This is a genomic window from Rhodococcoides fascians NBRC 12155 = LMG 3623 (assembly GCF_001894785.1).
GTDB lineage: Bacteria > Actinomycetota > Actinomycetes > Mycobacteriales > Mycobacteriaceae > Rhodococcoides > Rhodococcoides fascians.
On sequence record NZ_BCWW01000016.1, the window covers coordinates 52,632 to 72,036 of the forward strand.

A 19,405-nucleotide genomic window follows, 5' to 3' on the forward strand; every position below is an offset into this window, starting at 1 on the left:
CTTCGTTCCCGATCAGCGCGCGTACGACTCCAGGCTAGACCTCCGGTCGAGATCGCGTGCGTCCGGGACGTAGCTGTGATATGTACTCACCGGTAACCATCGGCCTCGTTGTCGATGACCCCGTTGACTATCGAATTATTCCCCCGGTTCGTTTCGGCTGCAGCCCACAATGTGGCGTAGAAGCCGTCCCGTTTGCGAAGTTCGGAATGTCGTCCGACTTCCACGATACGACCACCGTCGACGACCACGATCAAATCCGCTCGTGCGGCGGTGGCCAATCGGTGCGCGACGACCACTGCGGTGCGGGTCCGCGCAACGGCGTTGCTGGCTTCGAGGACCTTGCGTTCGGTGGCCGGATCTAGGGTTGCGGTCGCTTCGTCGAGCAGGAGTAGATCGGGATCCACCAGTTCGGCGCGGGCCAGTGCGATCAGCTGTCGCTGGCCGGCCGACAACCCTTGGCCGCGTTCGCCGACAGGTTGCTGCATACCGCCGCGAAGTGCAGCGATGGTGTCGAGGGCCCCGACCGAGCGTGCCGCGTTCTCGATGTCGGCCCGGCTGGCGTCGGGCCTGCCGTACGCGATGTTCGACGCGATGGTTCCGGTGAACAGGTGGGCTTCCTGCGGTACGACGCCCAGCCGGTGGCGGTAGTCGGACAACCGGTAGTCGCGGAGGTCGTGGCCACCTACGCGTACCGATCCCGAGGTCGGGTCGTAGAACCGAGCGAGCAGCTTCACGACGGTGGATTTGCCTGCTCCGGTGCGGCCGACCAATGCGACGGTGGTGCCGGCCGGGATGCTGAGAGATACCTCACTGAGCGCGTCGGAGTGAGCTCCGGCATACCGAAAGCTGACGTCGACGAGGTCGATGTCGGCGTGCAGGCGATTGCCGACGACTGCACCGGACCCGGTCGCTGTCGCTGTTTCGATCGAACTCGTCGTGCGTAGGAGGTCTCCGATTCGGCCGACGCCGACGCGGGCCTGCTGGTAGCCGTCGAATACTTGCGAGAGTTGCTGGATCGGGCCGAAGAGGAGTCCGAGGTACAACACGAACGCCACCAGGGTGCCCGCGGTGGCGGTGCCCGTGGCGATCTGATGCGCACCGACGAAGACGACGACGGCCAGCGCGGCATCCGAGAGCAGCGTGATGAACGGGAAGAACACCGAGATTGCGGTCTGCGATCGCATGCGGCTCGCTCGGTAGCGGTTGCTGCGTTCGGCGAAGCGGGAGGCTGCGTACTCCTCACGTCGGTATGCCTGCGCTGCGCGCAGTCCGGTGACGTTCTCCTGGAAATCGGCGTTGACGATGGAGATGCGTTCGCGCGAGGTCGAGTACGCAGCCGAGGAGATGCGTCGGAAGACGACGGTTGCAACGGCGAGTGGCGGCACGACCGCCAGGGCCACCAGCCCGAGTGTCGTATCCGTGACGAGCAGTGCGATCGCGATGCCGACGACGGTCAGCACGCTGACCACGGCCGTGGACGCGCCGGTCTGGATGAACGACGACAGCGCATCGACGTCGGTGGTCATTCGCGTCATGATGCGCCCGGACAGCTCGCGCTCGTAGTAGTCCAGCCCGAGTCTCTGAATGTGCGCGTAGCTGCGTACTCGCAATCCGAACAGCACCCGCTCGCCGGCTCGTGCGGTGAGCACGGTCGTCGCGCAGACCACGAACCAGCTGGCAGCAGCCAGGGCGACGCCTATCGATGTTGCGATCCACAGGGTGTCGGAGTCACCGCGGGCCACGCCGCTGTCCACTGCGTACCGGACGAGTGAGGGAAAGGCGATCGAGGCGATCGAGTCGAGCGCCAGCAGCACCACGACACCTGCCAGCAGCAGCCGGACAGGACTCAGCAGACGTGAGAGCCGGAATTCCGGGTCGGGTCGACGCAACTGTTGTCCCGATCCGCCTGGTTCCTCCGTTGCCGGTGGCAGGGCTGCCACCGCGTCGGAGATGGCCTGCGTCGGTGCCAACGAGCCGAATGCGCCGGCCATCGCTGCGCCGTGTGTGCCTCCGCCTCCGGCACCTGCGGGCGGCATCGCGGTACCGGGGTTCGATGCGGCTTCCAGAGCATCGTCCGGCCAGAGCATCGCCGCCGACGGTTCCGTGCGCGGTTCCGGTGCGGCGTCGCTGTGTTCGTTCTCGTCTCCGCCGGCGAGGAGAGCGCGGAACAGTGGGCAGCGCTCGTCGAGTTCGTCGACTGTGCCGGTGTCGATGATGCGTCCACCGTCGAGGACGGCTACTCGGTCGGCCAACGTCAGTGTCGATCGGCGGTGTGCGAGGACGAGGGTCGCCCGGGTACGCACGCCGCGCAGTGCGTCGAAGATGGCGGCCTCGGTCTCGGCGTCGACGGCGGAGGTGGCGTCGTCGAGGACGAGAATCCGCGGCTCGACCAACAGGGCGCGAGCCAGGGCGATGCGTTGGCGTTGCCCGCCCGAGAGGGTGAGGCCGCGTTCGCCGACGAGACTGTCGTAGCCCTCGGGCAGAGCGTCGATGAAGGTCGAGGCCTGAGCCAGCCGAGCCGCGTGTTCGATCTCCTCCGCGCTTGCCTCGGGCCTGCCGAGCGCGATGTTGGCGGCGATGGTGTCGGAGAACAGAAACGGCTCGTCGAAGACCAACGACACCGCTTCGCGCAGTGACGCGGAATCCAGGTCGTCGATGTCGATGGACGTGTCCCCGGAGGTCACCGCGATCCGGCCGCGAGTAGGGCGATAGAAGCGGGGGAGCAGCAGGGAGAGCGCGGTCTTTCCCGAGCCCGCGTGTCCCACGACGGCCACCGTCTCCCCGGGGGCGATGCTCAGGTCGAGGCCGCTGAGAACGTTGCGCTCTGCCTCGAATCCGAACGTGACGCCGGTGAGGTGGACGCCGAGGGGGCCGTCGGGCAGTGCGATGGGGTGCGCCGGTTCCGGTTCGGTCGGCTCGGTGTCGACCACTTCGTAGACGCGCTCGACGGCCGCGCGGGAGAGCTGCGCCATGATCACCACCGACGACACGGTTCGGGTGACGGCGGACAGCGTGGCCACGTAGGTGGCGAAGGCGAGAAAGGTGCCGATGGTGATGTGGCCGTGCAGTGCCAACCAGCCGCCGAGAGCGATGACGCCGACCAGTCCGAGCTGAGGAATGGTTGCCATGGTCGGTGCGAACCGTGAATTGATGCGGGCCGAGCGCATGCGTTCGGCGAACAGCCTGCGCCCGAGAGCTTCGATGCGATCCACCGCACGCGCTTCCTGCCCGAAGCCCTTGACCACCCGGACTCCGGTGACGGTCTCCTCCACGTGCTGGGCCAGATCGGCGGCGCGCTGTTGTGCGGACCAGGTGGCAGCGAAGAGGGTGGGTCGCATCCGGTAGACGACGACGCTGACCGCGGGAACGATGACGACCGCGACAAGGGTGAGCAGCGGTGAGAGGTAGGCCATCACGACCAGGGCCAGGACGAACTGCAGAATTGCCCCGGCCGACAGCGGCACCATGGCGAGCAGACCCTGCACCAACTGCAGGTCGGTGATCGATCTCGACACGACCTGGCCGGTTCGGATTTCGTCCTGCTTGCGACCGTCGAGCCGCTGCAGCGATGCCAGCAGGTCCATCCGCAGATCGTGTTGAACATCGATGGACAGGCGACCGGCGAGCATGCGCCGACCGAACTGGCAGGCGAATCGCAGAGCACCCAGCAGTGCGATGGCTATCGCGACTCCGGCGATCACGTCGTTCTTGCCTGCGCTGGCGTCGTCGATCGCGAGGCGCGTCAGCAGCGGAAACGAGATGTCGATGAGGGCGGCGATCATCGTCACGCCCAGTGCGCCGAGTGCCGTCCGCCGGTGCAACATGCACTGCGCGAGCAGACGTCTGATCCAGCCACGCCGTGTGATCGACGACGCGGTGATCGACGACGCGGTGGTCGGCCGGGAGTCGGTGGGTACGCCGGACGAGCCGGGGTCGGTTTCCAGCAGACGGGTACTGCCCGTATTGCTGCCCGACCCTGCTCGATCCTTCACGTATTCGCTGTGTGCCATCGATTCACACGGTAGACCCGGCTACCGACAGCAGGATCGGGCGAACATCCTCACCGATGCGGTGGTCAGTCGATGTCCCGGGTACGGGCGAGGAACCAACCGCCACCAGTGAGGATCACGGCCCACAGGGCAAGTCCGAGCGGAGCCCACGGCCACGACGCGAGGTCGCCCGCATCGTCCAATTGTGTCGCGGCCATCGTCGGCAATGTCAGGTTCGACGGCAGCGCGGTTGCCACCGGTCCGAAACCGACTCCGAACAGAATCAGGGACAGCAGTCCTTCACCGAACGGCAGCCAGGCGACGAGCACGATGGCGGCCCAGGTCGGGGATTTGAGCAGCAACCCCAGCCCGGCTCCGATGAGCGACCACAGCACCACGGCGAGCAAGCACGACGCGACGACGCCGATGAAAGCGCCGTCGAGGACGATTGTTCGTTGGCTGAAGATCAGCAGACACACCAGGCTCGCCAGGAGCACGACGAGGCCGTACCCCAGGCCGAACAGGGCGGTGACGATGAGTTTGGCGGCAATGACGCCGTCCCTGCCGCGGGCCGTCAGGAAGCTGGTGGTGATGGTCTTGTGTCGAAACTCGGTACCGGCGTTGACCGCGCCGAAGATGCCGGCGAACAGGATGGCGGCACCCGCGGCGACGTACAGGCCGATGGAGGCGACACCGCCGGCGATCTGAAGATCTTCCTCGAACTCGCCCAGCTGGTTCGCGATCACCGAGGTGATGACGGACGCGAACACGCCGACAACGATCGGTGCGATCGCCAGCGCCCACCAGAACTTCAGTGTGGTGACCTTGCGGATCTCTGATGTCAACAGCGCGTTCATCGCGAACCCCCGTTCCAGTTCTGCGGTGGTCCGTAGTTCTGTGGCGGCGGGGAGTACCCCTGGTTGTAACCAGGCGGCGGCCCGTAACCAGGCGGCGGTCCGTATGCAGTGGGTTCGACGGGTGCTGCGGTGTACTGACCGGCGGTCATCGACAGGAACACCTGCTCGAGGTCGACGTGTTCGCTGGTGGTGCCGAAGACCGTGACCCCAGCGTCGGCCGCGATGCGCGTGACAGTGGCAGCGTCGGCACCCGCGACGCCGATGCGGCCGTCGGGCAGCAGTTGGGTGTCGGTGAGTCCGGTGGACGCCAATGCCAGGGCTAGTTTCGCCGGGTCGGACGCGGCGACGAGCACGCGGCTCGGGCGGGTGGATCGCAGCTGAGCGATGGATCCCTGGTACATCAGGGTGCCGGCGCTGACGATGACGAGAGTGTCGACGGTCTGCTCGATCTCGCGCAGGATGTGGCTCGATACCAGGACGGTTCTCCCCGATGCCGCGAACGCTTTGAGGAAGTCTCGAAGCCAGGCGATCCCCTCGGGATCGAGGCCGTTCGCGGGTTCGTCGAGTACGAGGATCTCGGGATCGCCGAGTAGAGCTGTTGCCAAGGTCAATCGCTGACGCATGCCGAGAGAGAACCCGCCTGCTGCGCGGTGTGCGGCGTCGCCCAGACCGACGAGGTTCAGGACGTCGAGGGCGCGGCTGTCGGGTACCCCGATCGCCGCGGTGTAGATCTTCAGGTGGTGCTCGGCGCTGCGTTTGGGGTGCAGACTCAGCGAGTCGAGAACGGCCCCGACGGTACGGGCCGGGTGGGTCGCCGTACGAAACGGAACGCCGTTGACGAGGCCGACGCCCGAAGTCGGGGCGACGAGGCCGAGCAGCATCCGCAGTGTAGTGGACTTGCCGGAGCCGTTCGGCCCGAGAAAGCCGGTGACGGTTCCGCGTGGAACAACGAAGCTCAGGTCCGAGACCGCGCGAACGGTACCGAATTGTTTCGTCAGAGCCTGCGCTTCCAGCGCCGGAGCCGAGTAGCTGGTCATCTGTGCGGTGTCCCCCTGGCCGTCGGTGCACCTCGTGTGCCGGTTGCTTGGCGGCAACCGGTACACGAGGTTACGGGGTGGGACCGACGGGCGGGATGACCCCGGTTTCAGCGATGCAACGCCGCAGCGATCTCCCGGTACGTCTCGAGCGGGTCGGCGTCGTCGGGCAGCGAGTGCAGCGTCACGTGCGACGCGCCGGCGGTGAGGTGCTCGTCGAGTCGCGCCGCGATGGCGTCGGCATCGCCGTGTGCGACGAGCGCGTCGATCAGTCGGTCACTGCCGCCGTCGCCGATTTCCTCGTCCGAGTAGCCGAGCCGGTTCAGATTGTTGGTGTAGTTGCGCAGATGCAGGTAGGGATTGTTCACCGGTGGCCTACCGATCGCGCGTGCCTTCTCCGGATCGGTCTCGAGCACCACCTTGTGCTCGGGAGCGAGGATCTTGTTCGGCCCCACTGCTTCTCGGGCTTCACGGGTGTGCTCGGGAGTGGTCAGATAGGGGTGCGCACCTGCGGTACGGCTCGCGGCCAGCGCGAGCACCTTGGGGCCGAGCGCGGCGAGGACCCGACGCTCCATCGGGACTCCGGCCTCGTCGAGGTCGTCGAGGTAGCTCACCAATGCGTCGTACGGCTTCTGATACTCCTGGGTGGCCTCGGGGTGACCGGCACCGATGCCCAGGACGAACCGTCCGGGGTGCTTGCTCTCGATGCGGTGATACGACGCGGCGACGTCGGCGGCTGCATCGGACCAGATGTTGACGATGCCGGTGGCGACGACGATGGTGTCCGTGGCGTCGAGGATCTCCTCGGTGGTCGTCAGGTCCGCGGGCGGGGATCCGCCGAGCCAGATGGTCCCGTAGCCGAAGGACTCGATGGCGCGGGACAACTCCGGCGTGAACGCCGAGTGCAGTCGCCAGACGCCGTACTTGCCGAGTTCAGGTGTGGAAGTCATGTTCGAAGTCAACGCAGCAGCCTCTCGAAGATTCCGGGCATTCTCATTCGTCCGGTTCGATGATGCGATTTTCCGGGAACCGTGCGGGCGGCGGGCCGAAGGCGTCACGGGCGTTCTTGATGACGCCTTTGCCGACCACTCGGTTGCCCGCGCCGCCGATCGCCGCGCCGATTCCGGCGGGAAGCATCTTGCCGACCAGCAGTGCACTGCGCTTGGCCAGGTATTTGGTGACGAACTTCTTCACCAGCGATTTGTTCATGCTGGCCATCGAGCCGCCCGGGATGCGCGAGGTGATGAGCGGGCCCCAGTTCTTGGCTGTCTTGCCCACTGTTCGTTGAACGATCTGCATGCCCGATTCGCCCAGTGCCACCGAGAGCACCAGCGCGCGTCGCTGCTGGTGATTCTCGACGGGAATGCCGTGCACGGACGCGACCGACAGCGTCAGCAGAGCCGACGACTCGATGAAGAACGCGGTCTCGGCACCGACGGCGGCGAGCGATGCGACCGTACCGATTCCGGGGACCGCCGCTGCGCCTCCCACTGCCGATCCGCTGCCGGTGACCGCCAGCAAAAATCGCTTCTCGAGCCGTTCGATGATCTGGGCCGGGGTGTCGTACGGGTGTGCTCGACGCACGTGCGCGACGTATTTGTCGACGGCGGGCCCCTGTAGGCGGCTGGCGTTGTCCAGGATGTTGACCAGGGCCCGTTCGAGCTTGCCTCCGCTCGAGATCTCGACCTGAGCGTCGTCCTTCTTGCCTGCCATCGATACCTCTTTCGGTTGCGAGCGTCGGTGACGCTGGTCGGGGGAGTTACCCGCGAATTCTTGAATGCACACGTACGGGGCAATTTAGACTCGTGGCGTGCAGATTCCTCCGAGCGAGGTGGTGTCCGGTGGCGCGCGCCGCGTCGGGGTGCAGGCGTGTTCGAGACCCTGGCGAGCGGCATCGCGGCCGGTGACGATCCGCGCGGCCGACGAGGAAGGTATGGCGTCATGACGACACACGTTTGGCCCACTCTGAAGTACGACAACGCGCGCGACGCAATTCGATTCATCGTCGACGTGTTGGGATTCGAGGAGTGCGCGGTTCACGGCGAAGGTGACCGCGTCGATCATGCGGAACTGCGCTGGCCCGACGGCGGCGGGGTGATGCTGGGCAGTGTTCGCGACGGGAGTGCCATCGGCGAACTGCCGCCGGGTGTCGGGTCGATCTACATCGTCACCGACGACCCCGACGGCATCCACGATCGCGTCGTCGCGGCGGGCGGCACCGTCACGCAGGGCCTGCGCGAGGAGGACTACGGCAGCCGCGGCTTCACCTGCCGCGACGCCGAGGGGGTCTACTGGAGCTTCGGTACCTACGCCGGGGCATAGCCGTCACTGTTACACCCAGTGCTCGGGCGGGACCAGTTCGTCCGGCTTCGGCGGCTGCGGCGCGGTGCCGTCGCCGAAGGGCGATCCGCCGAGTGATTCACGTCCGTGCGGTTCGAGCCAGCCGGCCAGATCGGGCCCCTTCGGCACGATGCCCGACGGATTGATGTCGGTGTGCACCTCGTAGTAGTGCCGTTTGATGTGATCGAAGTCGACGGTGTCACCGAATCCGGGGGTCTGGAACAGGTCGCGTGCGTAATTCCACAGCACCGGCATCTCGGTGAGCTTGCTGCGGTTGCACTTGAAGTGGCCGTGGTAGACGGGATCGAAACGGACGAGGGTGGTGAACAGTCGCACGTCGGCCTCGGTGATGTGCTCGCCGACGAGATACCGCCGGGTGGACAGCCGTTCGACGAGCCAATCGAGGCGAGCGAACAGGCGGTCGTACGCCTTCTCGTATGCCTCTTGCGAGCCGGCGAATCCGCAGCGGTAGACGCCGTTGTTGACGTCCTTGAACACCAGATCGGCCACCTCGTCGATCTCGCCGCGGAGCGCCTCCGGGTACAGATCGGGCGCGCCCTCGCGGTGGTACTGCGTCCACTCGGTGCTGAGGTCGAGGGTGATCTGTGGGTAGTCGTTGGTGACGACCTGGCCGGTGGGAACGTCGACGATCGCCGGCACGGTGATGCCTCGTTCGTAGTCCGGGAACCGTGCGAAGTAGGCGTCCTGCAGCCGAGGGATCTGTAGAACCGAGTCGACGCCGCCCGGCTCCCCCTGGAAGTTCCAGCTGCGCGGGTCGTGGGTCGGACCCGGAATGCCAAGGGACAGAACATCTTCGAGTCCGAGGAGTCGACGCACGATGATGGATCGATGGGCCCACGGGCAGGCCCGCGCCGCGATCAACCGGTAACGCCCGGGCTCCACCGGATACCCGTCCCGGCCGTCGGCGGTGATGCGCGTCGGGATGTAGTTGGTATCGCGCTTGAATTCCTCGCCCGGCTTCACGTAGGTGGCGTCCTCGGCCATGATCGAACTCCTCACATCGGTCGGTCTCACGAACGCTACCCAGTCCGGACCGGATTCAAGCGCCTAGGTTCGACGCACGGCGGTGTGGCAGGCGCCGATCTCCACGTAGTCGAGCCGGGCGGCAAGGCGTCGAGCGGTCGTGTTCTCCGGTCGCGCTCGCCACTGCGGTATCAGGCCGTCGTCGATGGCATCGTTGGTCGCGAGCCGCCCGACGACCGCGGCGTATCCGTGTCGTCGGTGTTCCGGGTCGGTGAGAACGCGCATGTCGGCCAGGATCATATTTTCTTCCGAGTACCCGGCCGAGGCCAGGGATCGCGCCGAATCCGCGGGTCGGTCGTCTCCGAGCAAAGTGAACCAGTGCCGCGACACCGGCTCGCCGAATGCCTCCGTCACGTCGGCCTCGCTGCAGTGCTCCGCCAGAGCACGGGCGTGCTCGGCGTCGTGGGAGATCAGCGGATCGTGGACGTCGATGGTGTGGCCGATCTCGGATCCGTAGGCCAGCGTGTGGGAGTCGATCTCGTACTGCTCGACGCGATCGCCCAGCAGCGTCGCCAACCACGTCCGACCGGTGTCTGCCTGGCCCTCGATTCCGCGTGCGGCGTCCACGGCCCAGGACGGCCCGACGATCAGAGTGGTCTGCGCCAGTCGGAGTACGACGATGTTCTCGGTGTCGGTCCGATGTTCGACGCGGTCTGCGGTGGTATCGAGGGCACGGTCGTCCAGCGACAGCCGTCGGCACCAGGCGAGTCGGACGATGTCGAGTCGGTGGGGATCGAATCGGTCGGCTTCGTAGGCAGGCAATTCCACGGTTCGACAGTAGCGACGGCACTTGAACCGACGGGCTGCGGCAGCTGTGGCGGCATTTCTGTTTCACCGTCCCAAAGCAATCTTTCGAACTTTTTCGCCCCCGGTGTTTCGCTCAGCGCCAATAGATGGCAGACTCGGTTTTGAGATTAGAGCTTCGACGTGAAGATCTAGCTCGCTTACAGAAGGTTTACAGAATGACGCAGGGCAGTGTGAAGTGGTTCAACGGCGAAAAGGGCTTCGGCTTCATCGAGCAGGATGGTGGCGGACCGGACGTTTTCGTTCATTACTCGGAGATTCAGGGTAGCGGCTTCAAGTCGCTCGACGAGGGCCAGCGCGTGGAGTTCGAGGTGGGCCAGGGTCAGAAGGGCCCCCAGGCTACCGGCGTCCGCGCCATCTGATTCAAGCTTCGTAGCCCGATTTCTCCTGGTGGACTGAAACTCTAGACTTTTTCAGCACCAGAAACTCGGTGACAAGGCCGGATACACGGAAGTAATTCCGAGTATCCGGCCTTCGTCTGTTCGGTGAGGGCATCGACCGTGGTCGGTGCCCATTCTGCGTCGAAAGACGCCTTTGTCCCCTGGTGGGCGCATTGTCCGGGTTGCTCCGAGGCTACCGCCGGCCCTATATTCCAGTTGGAATAATTCGTGCGGGATAGGTGACAGGGGGATCGATGCGAGCTGGAACCGTCAATCCGCTGGGCGTCTCGATTCTGGCTCTGCTCTCGGAGGGCCCGATGCATCCCTACGAGATGTATCAATTGCTGCTCTCCCGCAAGGAAGATCGAATCGTCAAGATTCGCCCGGGTTCGCTCTATCACGCGGTCGCACGTCTGCACGAGCAGGAACTGGTCGACGAGGTCGGAACCGACCGGGGTGGCAACCGTCCGGAGCGCACCACCTATCGGATCACCTCGGCCGGACGGCAAGTGCTGACCGATCGGCTGACCGAAATTCTGAGAACCCCGGTGCGTGAATACCCGCAGTTCGTCCTCGGCCTGTCCGAAATGCACAACCTACCCGCATCCGACGCGACCGCCCTGTTGCGGGAGCGAATCGTGGACCTGACCGCGGACATCGACGAACTGTCGGGCTATCAACAGCTCGCAGCAGATCGCCAGATATCCGAAATCTATTGGGCCGGAATCGATTACATTCACCACATGCTGCGCGCAGAAGTGCAGTGGCTGACGCGCTACCTCGATCGGATCGACAGCGGCGAGCTCGACTGGCCGCATCACATCTCCGCACATCACACGAACCCGACTTCGGGGATAGGGAGCGCTACATGAATTCCGTCGAGACTGCCCCGTCGCAGCACGAGATCAGACCGTGGCCGGCGCTGTGGGCACTGTGCTTGGGCTTCTTCATGATCCTGGTGGACACGACGATCGTCGCGGTCGCGCAACCTGCGATCCTCACCGGGCTGAACACCGACATCAACAACGTCATCTGGGTCACCAGCGCGTATCTCCTCGCCTACGCCGTTCCGCTGCTGGTCACGGGCCGATTGGGTGACAAGTTCGGTCCGCGGAATCTGTACATCGCCGGCCTGGTGCTGTTCACTCTCGCGTCCGTGTGGTGTGGGCTGTCGGGATCGATCGACATGCTCATCGCGGCGCGCGCGGTTCAAGGTCTCGGCGCGGCGATGATCACCCCACAGACGATGGCGGTGATTACTCGCGTGTTCCCGGCGGAGAAGCGCGGAACGGCGATGGGGGCATGGGGTGCCGTCGCAGGCGTCGCTACGCTCGTCGGGCCGATTCTCGGCGGTGTGCTGGTCGACTCGCTCGGCTGGGAATGGATCTTCTTCATCAACGTGCCGGTGGGCATTCTCGCAATTGCGTTGGCGCTGAAGTTCGTTCCGGTATTGCCGACCCACGATCACAAGTTCGATCTAGTAGGCGTTGCGCTCAGCGCCGTCGGACTCTTCTGCATCGTTTTCGGTATCCAGGAGGGTCAGAAGTACGACTGGGGTACCGGCGTGTGGATTCTCATCGGTGTCGGTCTGCTCGTCTTCGCGGGGTTCGTCTACTGGCAGTCCGTGAATACCAGCGAGCCGCTGGTGCCCTTGGCCCTGTTCCGCGACCGCAACTTCTCGCTGTCCAATATCGGTATCGCCGCAATGGGTTTCGCGATGTCCGGCATGATGCTGCCGATCATGTTCTACGCGCAGAGCGTGACCGGTCTGACGCCCACCCGGTCGGCACTGCTGTTCGTTCCGATGGCGCTGCTCACCGGACTGCTCGCACCCAATATCGGCAAGCTCGTCGACAAGACGCATCCGCGGTACATCGCCGGATCGGGACTGTTCATCCTCGCCGCGTCGCTACTGTGGTTCGCCTACGAGATGACGCCCACGACGGCCATCTGGAAGTTGCTGCTCCCCGTCGCTGCAATGGGTGTGGCGAATGCGTTGATCTGGTCTCCGCTGGCAGCGACGGCCACTCGCAATCTTCCGATGAGCCAGGCGGGTGCCGGTTCGGGAATTTACAACACCACCCGCATGATCGGCTCGGTTCTCGGTAGCGCGGGCATCGGCGCGCTCATCCAATCGCGCTTGGCCGCCGAACTACCTACCGGTGGATCGGCTTCGGGGGCAAACGAATTCGCCGGCCGAGTGCCCGAGATGCTGCGTGACGGCTTCACCACCGCCATGGCGCAGTCGCTGATTCTGCCCGCCGTCGTGCTCCTGGTCGGCATGGTCGCGGTCTGCTTCTACGCCCGGCCCGCGTTCGAGAAACCCATGTGAGTGGAACCTCGACCCCTGCTACGAAGTTCCACTCACATGCGGCGAAGCCGCTCTACAGCCCCAGATCCCGGCCGATCAGTTCCTTCATGATTTCGTTCGATCCGGCCCAGATCTTGGTCACGCGAGCGTCTTTCCACGCGCGGGCGGCGCGGTATTCGTTCATGAATCCGTAGCCGCCGTGCAGCTGGACGCAGTGGTCGAGGATTTCGTTCTGCACCTGCGAGCTCCACCACTTGGCCTTGGCTGCATCGATGGCCGTCAGCTCGCCCTGGCCGTGGGCGACGATGCAGTTGTCGATGTATGCCTGTGCCACATCGAGTTTGGTGACGAGCTCGGCGAGCAGAAACTTGTTCCACTGCAGCGAGCCGATCTGCTGACCGAATGCCTTGCGGTCCTTGGCGTACTGCAGCGTCTCTTCGAGAATGGGCCGTACGTGTCCGAGGTTGGCCACCGAGCAGCTGATGCGTTCCTGGGGGAGCAGCTGCATCATGTGGATGAAGCCACCGTCGAATTCGCCGATCATGTTGGCGCTGGGTACTCGCACGTTCTCGAAGAACAGTTCCGCGGTGTCGGATTCGGGCTGGCCGACCTTGTCGAGTTTGCGGCCGCGGGTGAATCCTTCGGTGCCGTTCTCGACGGCGAACAGCGTGATGCCCTTCGCCTTCTTCTCGGGCGTCGTGCGCGTGGCGACGATGACGAGGTCGGCGGAATTGCCGTTGGTGATGAACGTCTTCGAGCCGTTGATGATGAAGTCGTCGCCGTCCTTGACGGCGGTGGTCTTCAGCGCGGCCAGGTCCGAGCCGCCGGAGGGCTCCGTCATGGCGATGGCGGTGAGGATCTCGCCGCTGCAGAACCCGGGCAACCAGCGCTTCTTCTGCTCCTCGGTGGTGAGCTTGACGAGGTAGGGCGCGACGATGTCGACGTGGATACCGAAGCACGACGCCACCGCGGCACTCGAGCGGGCGAGTTCCTCACCGAGGACGGCGTTGAATCGGTAGTCCTCAGCTCCGCTGCCGCCGTATTCCTCGGGCACTTCGAGGCCGAGGAAACCGTTGCGTCCTGCTTCGAGCCAGATCTCGCGGTCGATGTATCGCTGTTCGACCAGCTTTTCCTCGACCGGTGTGATCGTCCTGGTGACGAACTCGCGTACCGATGCGCGGAAGTCGTCGTGGTCGGACTCGAACAGGCTGCGCTTCACTTACTTGTTCCTCTCGGTAACGGCTGATACGCGCACAATACTCGTCGGTAACTACGCCCCGGAACGCGTATGGCACTATGCGAGGCATGGCTGACGCACCTACCTCGCTCGTTCGATCGACCACTGCGGCCGGTGCCGAGGTCGCTGTCCTGACCTTCGATCACGGCCCCCTCAACCTGTTCGATCAGGCGATGTTCGACGCGGTGGCCGCGAATGTCGCCGATCTGGCCGCGAATCCGCCGCGTGCGGTGCTGCTGCGTGCCGAGGGCAAGGTCAACTCCGCGGGCGTCGACGTGCACGTGTTCGAGGGATTGTCCGCGGCCGAGGGTGCCGATCTGTGGCGCGGTTTGTTCGCCGGCATCATTCATCCGCTCGAGGCGTTGCCGTGCCCGGTGATCTACGCCGCGCACGGTTTGACGCTCACCGCGGCGTTCGAGATCTCGCTGGCGTGCGACATCATCCTGGCCGGACCCAAGGCCAAGTTCGGTCTGGTCGAGACCGTCGTCGGGTTGACTCCGTCGATGGGTGGGCCGCAGCGTCTGGCCGAGCGGGCCGGGTCGGGTCGGGCACGTGAATTCGTCATGACCGGTGATCTGTACGACGCCCAGACGTTGAAGGAGTGGGGCGTGGTCAACCAGATCCACGACGACGTCGATGCCGCGGCGCTCGCGTTGACACACCGACTGGCCGACGGCCCTACCGTCGCCCATGCGGCCACGAAACAGATTGTGGCGGCGTGGCGTTCGGGCGGGGTGGCGCATGCGGACGAGATCACGTCGGAGGTGTCGGGCGCATTGTTCGAGACCGAGGATCTGCGCGGTGCGGTGACGAGCTTCCTCGAGGTCGGCCCGGGTAAGGCGACCTACACCGGCAAGTAGAATCGTACGAGTGAGTAACGATCAACTGGCCGAACTGCACCTGCACATCGAAGGGTCGCTCGAACCGCCGCTGATCTTCGATCTCGCCGAGCGCAACGCAATCACGCTGCCGTACAACGATATCGACGAACTGCAGGCGAAGTACGAGTTCACCGACCTGCAGTCCTTCCTCGATCTGTACTACGCGAACATGGCCGTGTTACGCACCGCCGAGGACTTCGCCGATCTGGCGCGCGCGTACTTCCGCCGCACCGCGCAGGCCGGGGTGACGCATGCGGAGATCTTCTTCGATCCACAGGCGCACACCGAGCGCGGTGTACCGCTCCAGGCCGTCGTCGAGGGATTGGCCGACGCCTGCGCGACCAGTGAGCGCGAATTCGGCGTCACCAGCGGGTTGATCGCGTCGATCCTGCGAGACAAGCCGGTGCTGCACGCCAACCAATTGCTCGACGACCTGTTGGCGATGAAGGCACCGATCATCGGCCTCGGTCTGGACTCCGCCGAGGTCGGCTACCCGCCGTCGCTGTTCGTCGACGTGTTCGCCAAGGCACGCGCCGAGGGCCTGCACGTGGTCGCCCATGCCGGTGAGGAAGGCCCGCCCGACTACATCTGGCAGGCACTGGATCTGCTGAAGGTCGAGCGCATCGATCACGGCGTGCGATGCCTGGAAGACGAGGCGCTGGTGAATCGACTTGTCGAGGAACAGATTCCGCTCACCGTCTGCCCGTTGTCCAACGTTCGGCTCAAGGTGATCGACGACGTCGCGCAGTTGCCGCTACGGCAGATGCTCGAACGTGGATTGTCGGTGTCGATCAATTCCGACGACCCCGCTTATTTCGGCGGGTACGTCGACGACAACTTCACCGCCCTCGAAGCCGGCTTGGGCCTCACCGCGGACGAGCGGAAGCAGTTGGCGGAGAATTCGGTTCGCGCCAGCTTCGCGACAACCTGAATCAGTTCGCCGTCACCGATATTTTCGGGTAGCCGGTTGCTCCGTCGGGGACGGTGTCTGCAGTCTTGTTGGTCTGCAGCTCCCCGGCGGAGTTGGTAGCCCGGGCGCGGATCGCGTGCTGTCCCGCCGGCAGGTCGAGCTCGATCATCCACTGCCGCCACGTGTCCTTGGAGTACTCCTCCGACAGGGTTGCCGGCATCCAATTGCCCTCGTCCACTTGTACTTCGACGGCCTCGATGCCGGTGTGCTGATCCCAGGCGACACCCGCGAACACGGTCTTACCCGCGGATACGGAGCTGCCCGACCGCGGAGTGTCGATGCGGGCAGCGGTCTTGATCGGACCGAGTACGCCCCAGCCGCGGTCGGTCCAGTACGCCGTCACCTTGTCGAATCGGGTGATTTCGATGTCGGTGACCCACTTGGTGGCCGAGACGTATCCGTACAGTCCGGGCACGACCAGTCGGGCCGGGTAACCGTGCTCCACGGGTAGCGGGGCGCCGTTCATCCCGACGGCCAACAGTGCGTCGCGGCCGTCGAGCAGCACCTCGAGGGGAGTGCCCGCGGTGAAGGCGTCGCTGCTGGACGACAGGGCCATGTCGGCGTCGGGGGAGATGCCCGCTTCTTCGAGGATGTCCTTCAGTGGGTAGCCGATCCACGTCGCGTTGCCGACGAGGTCGCCGCCAACGATGTTGGACACGCACGTCAACGTGACTGTTTTCTCCACCGCCTGACGCTGCGCCAGATCGGCGAACGTCAACTCGATCTCGCGGTCCACCATGCCGTGGATCCGCAGCGACCATGTATCCGACGCCACGCGTGGCACGACCAACGCGGTGTCGATGCGGTAGAAGTCCTCGTTCGGGGTGATGTACGACGCGAGGCCGTCGATCTTCAGGTCCGCCCCCGCCGGTATCGGCGTTTGCGGCGTCGGGGTCGGGAGCATGAAGCCGAGTCGATCGGCGGTGACCGCTCGCGCCGAGGTGAGCATTCGTCCGGCCGTCCCTGCGACGACTCCGAGTACTGCGGCACCGGCGGCGAGGGTCAGAAAACTGCGTCGGTTCATTCCGTCGGTCGCCGGGGTGGCGGATCCGATGAGGGCGTGCAGCACGACGATGCCGACGATGACGCCGCCGACGGTCGGGACTGCGTAGAACACCGTCGCGTCGGGTCGGGTCACCGCGGCGAGGACGCCGATTACGCCCAAGGCGGCGAACACCGCGGCCCCGATCGGTTTGCGAGCGATTCCTGCCGCGGCGGCGATAGCACCGATGACCACGGCCATACCGAGGAACAGGGCGAGCTTGTCGGAGGTGCCGAACGTGTCGATGGCCCATTCACGGACCGGAGCAGGACTGTAATCGACCGCCGAGGATCCGACGGCGGTCAGTGGTGACGAGTTCGGTCCGATGGGGACGGCGATCAATTCGCCGACGCCGAGGACGACTCCGGCGGCGATGATGCCGGACAGCGCGCGTTTTCCTGTGCTCACCGAGTCCAATGTAAGCGAATCCGTCGTGCGCGGTATTTCGTAGCAGGGTACGAGATACCGCTCACGACAGCAGGTGCGCCAAGTAGTCGTTGCGGAACAGCTGCGTCGGGTCGAGGGAATCGCGGATGCGCAGGAAATCGTCGAAGTGCTCGTAGGAATCACGCAGCTCGGCGCTGCCGAGAGAGTGCAGTTTGCCCCAGTGCGGCCGACCCCCGACGCTGCGGCAGATGGCTTCGACAGCGTCGAAGTACTCGCGGTGATCACGCCGGTGATACTGGTGCACGGCGATGTACGCCGTCGGACGCCCGGATGCCGTGGACAGCCAGATGTCGTCGGCGGCCGCGAACCGCACCTCGACGGGGAACGCGATGGAGATCGCCGAACGCTCGAGCCAGCGATCCACCTCGCGCACCACCCAGGCGATCTCGGAGACGGGCACGGCGTATTCCATCTCGACGAACTTGACCGTCCGCGACGACGCGAACACCCGGTACGAGCGGTCGGTGTACTCACGGGCCGACAGTGCTCGGGCCGAGACCGCGTTCACCCTGGGAATCAACGCAGGCACCCGCGTCACCACTCGGTTGAGGCCCTCGAAGACCGTGTTGGACAGCAGTTCGTCGTCGAGATACGAGCGCACCTTGCCCAGCGGACGCAGATCGGTGTCACCGGGCAGGCGGGTGTTGCGTTTGGTAAGCACACGATCGGTGTGCGGAAACCAATAGAACTCGAAATGGTCGACGCCGGCGACGGTAGCATCGAGGTCGCGCAGCGTCGCCGTCAGCGTCGACGGCGTCTCGACGGCCTGCAGCGCGAACGCCGCGACGCAGTTCAACGTCACACGCGTGATGACGCCGAGAGCGCCGAGACCGATGCGGGCCGCGTCGAACAGTTCGGTGTTCTCGTCTCGGGAGCACTGCACCGACTGTCCGTCCGCGGTCATCAGCTCCAGCGCGTGCACCTGGGTGGCGATGCCGCCGAACCGGGCACCGGTTCCGTGAGTGCCCGTCGAGATGGCCCCGGCGACGGACTGCTCGTCGATGTCGCCCAGATTGGTCATCGCCAGACCGAGCTCCCACAACCGCGCCGACAACTCCCGGAGTCGAGTGCCGGCCAGCACCGTCACCTGGGCAGATCCGTCGTCGGCGCGTTCGACGGATTCGATACCGCTCAGCGCATCCAAGCCGATCTGGATACCGTCGGTGACGGCAATGGGAGTGAAGGAATGCCCTGCCCCGACGCAGCGCACCGGCAGAGACCGTTCGGCGGCATCGCGCAGAATCGCACGCAGCTCCTCGACCGACGAGGGCTCGGCTCGACGCGCCGGGAATGCATGTTGATTGCCCGCCCAGTTCTGCCACGACCGCTCGATCATCGAATCACTATCTCGCAGCGCGCTCCCCTGGGGCAATCCAAGGCACAGATGTCGACCGCGACCTAGTATCGGGTCATGCAATCGAGGCTGCCCGCCGACGTGCGCCGCGCACAACTGGTGCAGTCGGCAATCGACGTCGCCGAGCGGGTCGGTATCGAGTCGCTCACCGTTCGGGCGCTGTCGGAATATGCCGACGTCACCAAAGGCATCGTGCAATACCACTTCGAGACCAAGCAGGATCTGGTGATCGCGATGGGCGAGCACCTCATCGTCGACGTCACCGAGATACTGCACGCCGCGTTGGACAGCGCGGTCGGAACACACGAACTACCCGGTGTTCGGGGTTTGCGCGAGCTGGTGCACAGCGGGCTGAGCGCGGTGTGGCTGCTGATCGAGAAATCGCACGGTCGGCAGCTGTTGGCGTACGAGATCAAGACGTATCTGTTGCGGCATCGCGCACTGGGTTCGGCCACGGCCGCCGAGATCGCCAGCGGGCAGTATCGAATCCGGGATTCCGAGGCGCAGTTGTTCTTCGAAAATTGTTCCGACCACACCGGCACGCGGTGGCTCGAACCGGTGGAGTCGATCGCCCGCTTCGGGATGGCGACTCTCGACGGTTTGGTGCTGCGGTGGTTGGTCGACGGCGACGATCTCGAAGTGTTGGCCCAGATCGACGACCTGTCCGGGCTGATCGCCGCGAAGGCAGAAGATCGCTGAGTGGAAAACCGCTCGA

General features: G+C 65.1%; 18 protein-coding genes. 8 read left to right on the top strand and 10 right to left on the bottom strand.

The window, feature by feature from the left end; genetic code table 11:
• Positions 1-86: 86 nt before the first annotated feature.
• The 5 genes from RFA01S_RS24305 to RFA01S_RS24325 all read right to left on the bottom strand — a co-directional run bounded on the left by RFA01S_RS24305 (position 87) and on the right by RFA01S_RS24325 (position 7,593).
• Positions 87-3,824, bottom strand: coding sequence for an ABC transporter ATP-binding protein (locus RFA01S_RS24305; protein WP_032406359.1), 3,738 nt, complete (start codon positions 3,822-3,824; stop codon positions 87-89).
• A gap of 251 nt (positions 3,825-4,075) precedes the next feature.
• A complete protein-coding gene (locus RFA01S_RS24310; RefSeq protein ID WP_032382481.1) occupies positions 4,076-4,846 on the bottom strand; it encodes an ABC transporter permease in 771 nt (256 codons plus the stop codon).
• Positions 4,843-5,883, bottom strand: coding sequence for an ATP-binding cassette domain-containing protein (locus RFA01S_RS24315; protein WP_032406326.1), 1,041 nt, complete (start codon positions 5,881-5,883; stop codon positions 4,843-4,845). Before RFA01S_RS24315 ends, RFA01S_RS24310 begins: the two co-directional genes overlap by 4 nt.
• A 107-nt stretch (positions 5,884-5,990) precedes the next feature.
• Positions 5,991-6,830, bottom strand: a complete 840-nt coding sequence (locus tag RFA01S_RS24320; protein WP_027498014.1) for an LLM class F420-dependent oxidoreductase — start codon at positions 6,828-6,830, stop codon at positions 5,991-5,993.
• 43 nt (positions 6,831-6,873) lie between these two features.
• Complete coding sequence (locus RFA01S_RS24325) at positions 6,874-7,593, bottom strand: hypothetical protein (protein WP_032365401.1); 720 nt, start codon at positions 7,591-7,593, stop codon at positions 6,874-6,876.
• Positions 7,594-7,690: 97 nt separating this feature from the next.
• On the opposite strand from RFA01S_RS24325, the gene RFA01S_RS28305 reads away from it, so the two are divergent.
• Together RFA01S_RS28305 and RFA01S_RS24330 are read left to right on the top strand one after the other, a co-directional pair.
• A complete protein-coding gene (locus RFA01S_RS28305; protein ID WP_255283983.1) occupies positions 7,691-7,825 on the top strand; it encodes a hypothetical protein in 135 nt (44 codons plus the stop codon).
• Positions 7,822-8,202 carry a VOC family protein gene (locus tag RFA01S_RS24330; protein WP_032365504.1) on the top strand — a complete coding sequence of 127 codons (381 nt, stop codon included), beginning with the start codon at positions 7,822-7,824 and terminating at the stop codon, positions 8,200-8,202. The genes RFA01S_RS28305 and RFA01S_RS24330 overlap by 4 nt, the downstream gene beginning before the upstream one ends.
• Positions 8,203-8,211: 9 nt before the next feature.
• Here RFA01S_RS24330 and RFA01S_RS24335 read toward each other — a convergent pair whose 3' ends face one another.
• Together RFA01S_RS24335 and RFA01S_RS24340 are read right to left on the bottom strand one after the other, a co-directional pair.
• Positions 8,212-9,225 (bottom strand): glutathione S-transferase family protein, encoded by a 1,014-nt coding sequence (locus RFA01S_RS24335; RefSeq protein ID WP_052060467.1) that lies wholly within the window; start codon positions 9,223-9,225, stop codon positions 8,212-8,214.
• A 63-nt stretch (positions 9,226-9,288) separates the two neighbouring features.
• Positions 9,289-10,032: a GNAT family N-acetyltransferase gene (locus RFA01S_RS24340; protein ID WP_027498010.1), complete on the bottom strand. Its 744-nt coding sequence runs from the start codon at positions 10,030-10,032 to the stop codon at positions 9,289-9,291.
• Positions 10,033-10,226: 194 nt separating this feature from the next.
• On the opposite strand from RFA01S_RS24340, the gene RFA01S_RS24345 reads away from it, so the two are divergent.
• From RFA01S_RS24345 to RFA01S_RS24355, 3 genes are all read left to right on the top strand, one after another.
• The gene (locus RFA01S_RS24345) at positions 10,227-10,430 is read left to right on the top strand and encodes a cold-shock protein (protein WP_008714360.1); all 204 of its coding nucleotides are present in this window, start codon (positions 10,227-10,229) and stop codon (positions 10,428-10,430) included.
• 272 nt (positions 10,431-10,702) lie between these two features.
• Positions 10,703-11,320: a PadR family transcriptional regulator gene (locus tag RFA01S_RS24350; RefSeq protein WP_051365245.1), complete on the top strand. Its 618-nt coding sequence runs from the start codon at positions 10,703-10,705 to the stop codon at positions 11,318-11,320.
• Positions 11,317-12,780 (top strand): DHA2 family efflux MFS transporter permease subunit, encoded by a 1,464-nt coding sequence (locus RFA01S_RS24355; protein WP_032406327.1) that lies wholly within the window; start codon positions 11,317-11,319, stop codon positions 12,778-12,780. Before RFA01S_RS24350 ends, RFA01S_RS24355 begins: the two co-directional genes overlap by 4 nt.
• A gap of 52 nt (positions 12,781-12,832) precedes the next feature.
• Here the strand turns inward: RFA01S_RS24355 and RFA01S_RS24360 are convergent, their stop codons facing one another.
• Entirely contained in the window at positions 12,833-13,978 is a 1,146-nt protein-coding gene (locus tag RFA01S_RS24360) for an acyl-CoA dehydrogenase family protein (protein WP_027498008.1), read from the bottom strand.
• An 86-nt stretch (positions 13,979-14,064) separates the two neighbouring features.
• On the opposite strand from RFA01S_RS24360, the gene RFA01S_RS24365 reads away from it, so the two are divergent.
• Both RFA01S_RS24365 and RFA01S_RS24370 read left to right on the top strand, forming a co-directional pair.
• Positions 14,065-14,856 carry an enoyl-CoA hydratase/isomerase family protein gene (locus tag RFA01S_RS24365; RefSeq protein ID WP_032406362.1) on the top strand — a complete coding sequence of 264 codons (792 nt, stop codon included), beginning with the start codon at positions 14,065-14,067 and terminating at the stop codon, positions 14,854-14,856.
• A gap of 10 nt (positions 14,857-14,866) precedes the next feature.
• Positions 14,867-15,808, top strand: coding sequence for an adenosine deaminase (locus RFA01S_RS24370; RefSeq protein ID WP_032406328.1), 942 nt, complete (start codon positions 14,867-14,869; stop codon positions 15,806-15,808).
• 1 nt (position 15,809) lies between these two features.
• Here RFA01S_RS24370 and RFA01S_RS24375 read toward each other — a convergent pair whose 3' ends face one another.
• Both RFA01S_RS24375 and RFA01S_RS24380 read right to left on the bottom strand, forming a co-directional pair.
• On the bottom strand, positions 15,810-17,297 hold the full coding sequence (locus RFA01S_RS24375; protein WP_032406363.1) for a molybdopterin-dependent oxidoreductase: 1,488 nt from the start codon (positions 17,295-17,297) through the stop codon (positions 15,810-15,812).
• A gap of 61 nt (positions 17,298-17,358) precedes the next feature.
• Entirely contained in the window at positions 17,359-18,672 is a 1,314-nt protein-coding gene (locus tag RFA01S_RS24380; protein WP_032406329.1) for a D-arabinono-1,4-lactone oxidase, read from the bottom strand.
• Positions 18,673-18,747: 75 nt separating this feature from the next.
• Here RFA01S_RS24380 and RFA01S_RS24385 point away from each other — a divergent pair, with 75 nt between their 5' ends.
• Positions 18,748-19,389: a TetR/AcrR family transcriptional regulator gene (locus tag RFA01S_RS24385; RefSeq protein WP_027498003.1), complete on the top strand. Its 642-nt coding sequence runs from the start codon at positions 18,748-18,750 to the stop codon at positions 19,387-19,389.
• Positions 19,390-19,405: the final 16 nt, after the last annotated feature.

Coding starts and splice junctions, on each gene's coding strand:
- RFA01S_RS24305 (WP_032406359.1), bottom strand. CDS start 3,824: ATGTTGCACCGGCGGACGGCACTCGGCGCACTGGGCGTGACGATGATC.
- RFA01S_RS24310 (WP_032382481.1), bottom strand. CDS start 4,846: ATGAACGCGCTGTTGACATCAGAGATCCGCAAGGTCACCACACTGAAG.
- RFA01S_RS24315 (WP_032406326.1), bottom strand. CDS start 5,883: ATGACCAGCTACTCGGCTCCGGCGCTGGAAGCGCAGGCTCTGACGAAA.
- RFA01S_RS24320 (WP_027498014.1), bottom strand. CDS start 6,830: ATGACTTCCACACCTGAACTCGGCAAGTACGGCGTCTGGCGACTGCAC.
- RFA01S_RS24325 (WP_032365401.1), bottom strand. CDS start 7,593: ATGGCAGGCAAGAAGGACGACGCTCAGGTCGAGATCTCGAGCGGAGGC.
- RFA01S_RS24330 (WP_032365504.1), top strand. CDS start 7,822: ATGACGACACACGTTTGGCCCACTCTGAAGTACGACAACGCGCGCGAC.
- RFA01S_RS24335 (WP_052060467.1), bottom strand. CDS start 9,225: ATGGCCGAGGACGCCACCTACGTGAAGCCGGGCGAGGAATTCAAGCGC.
- RFA01S_RS24345 (WP_008714360.1), top strand. CDS start 10,227: ATGACGCAGGGCAGTGTGAAGTGGTTCAACGGCGAAAAGGGCTTCGGC.
- RFA01S_RS24350 (WP_051365245.1), top strand. CDS start 10,703: ATGCGAGCTGGAACCGTCAATCCGCTGGGCGTCTCGATTCTGGCTCTG.
- RFA01S_RS24355 (WP_032406327.1), top strand. CDS start 11,317: ATGAATTCCGTCGAGACTGCCCCGTCGCAGCACGAGATCAGACCGTGG.
- RFA01S_RS24365 (WP_032406362.1), top strand. CDS start 14,065: ATGGCTGACGCACCTACCTCGCTCGTTCGATCGACCACTGCGGCCGGT.
- RFA01S_RS24380 (WP_032406329.1), bottom strand. CDS start 18,672: ATGATCGAGCGGTCGTGGCAGAACTGGGCGGGCAATCAACATGCATTC.
- RFA01S_RS24385 (WP_027498003.1), top strand. CDS start 18,748: ATGCAATCGAGGCTGCCCGCCGACGTGCGCCGCGCACAACTGGTGCAG.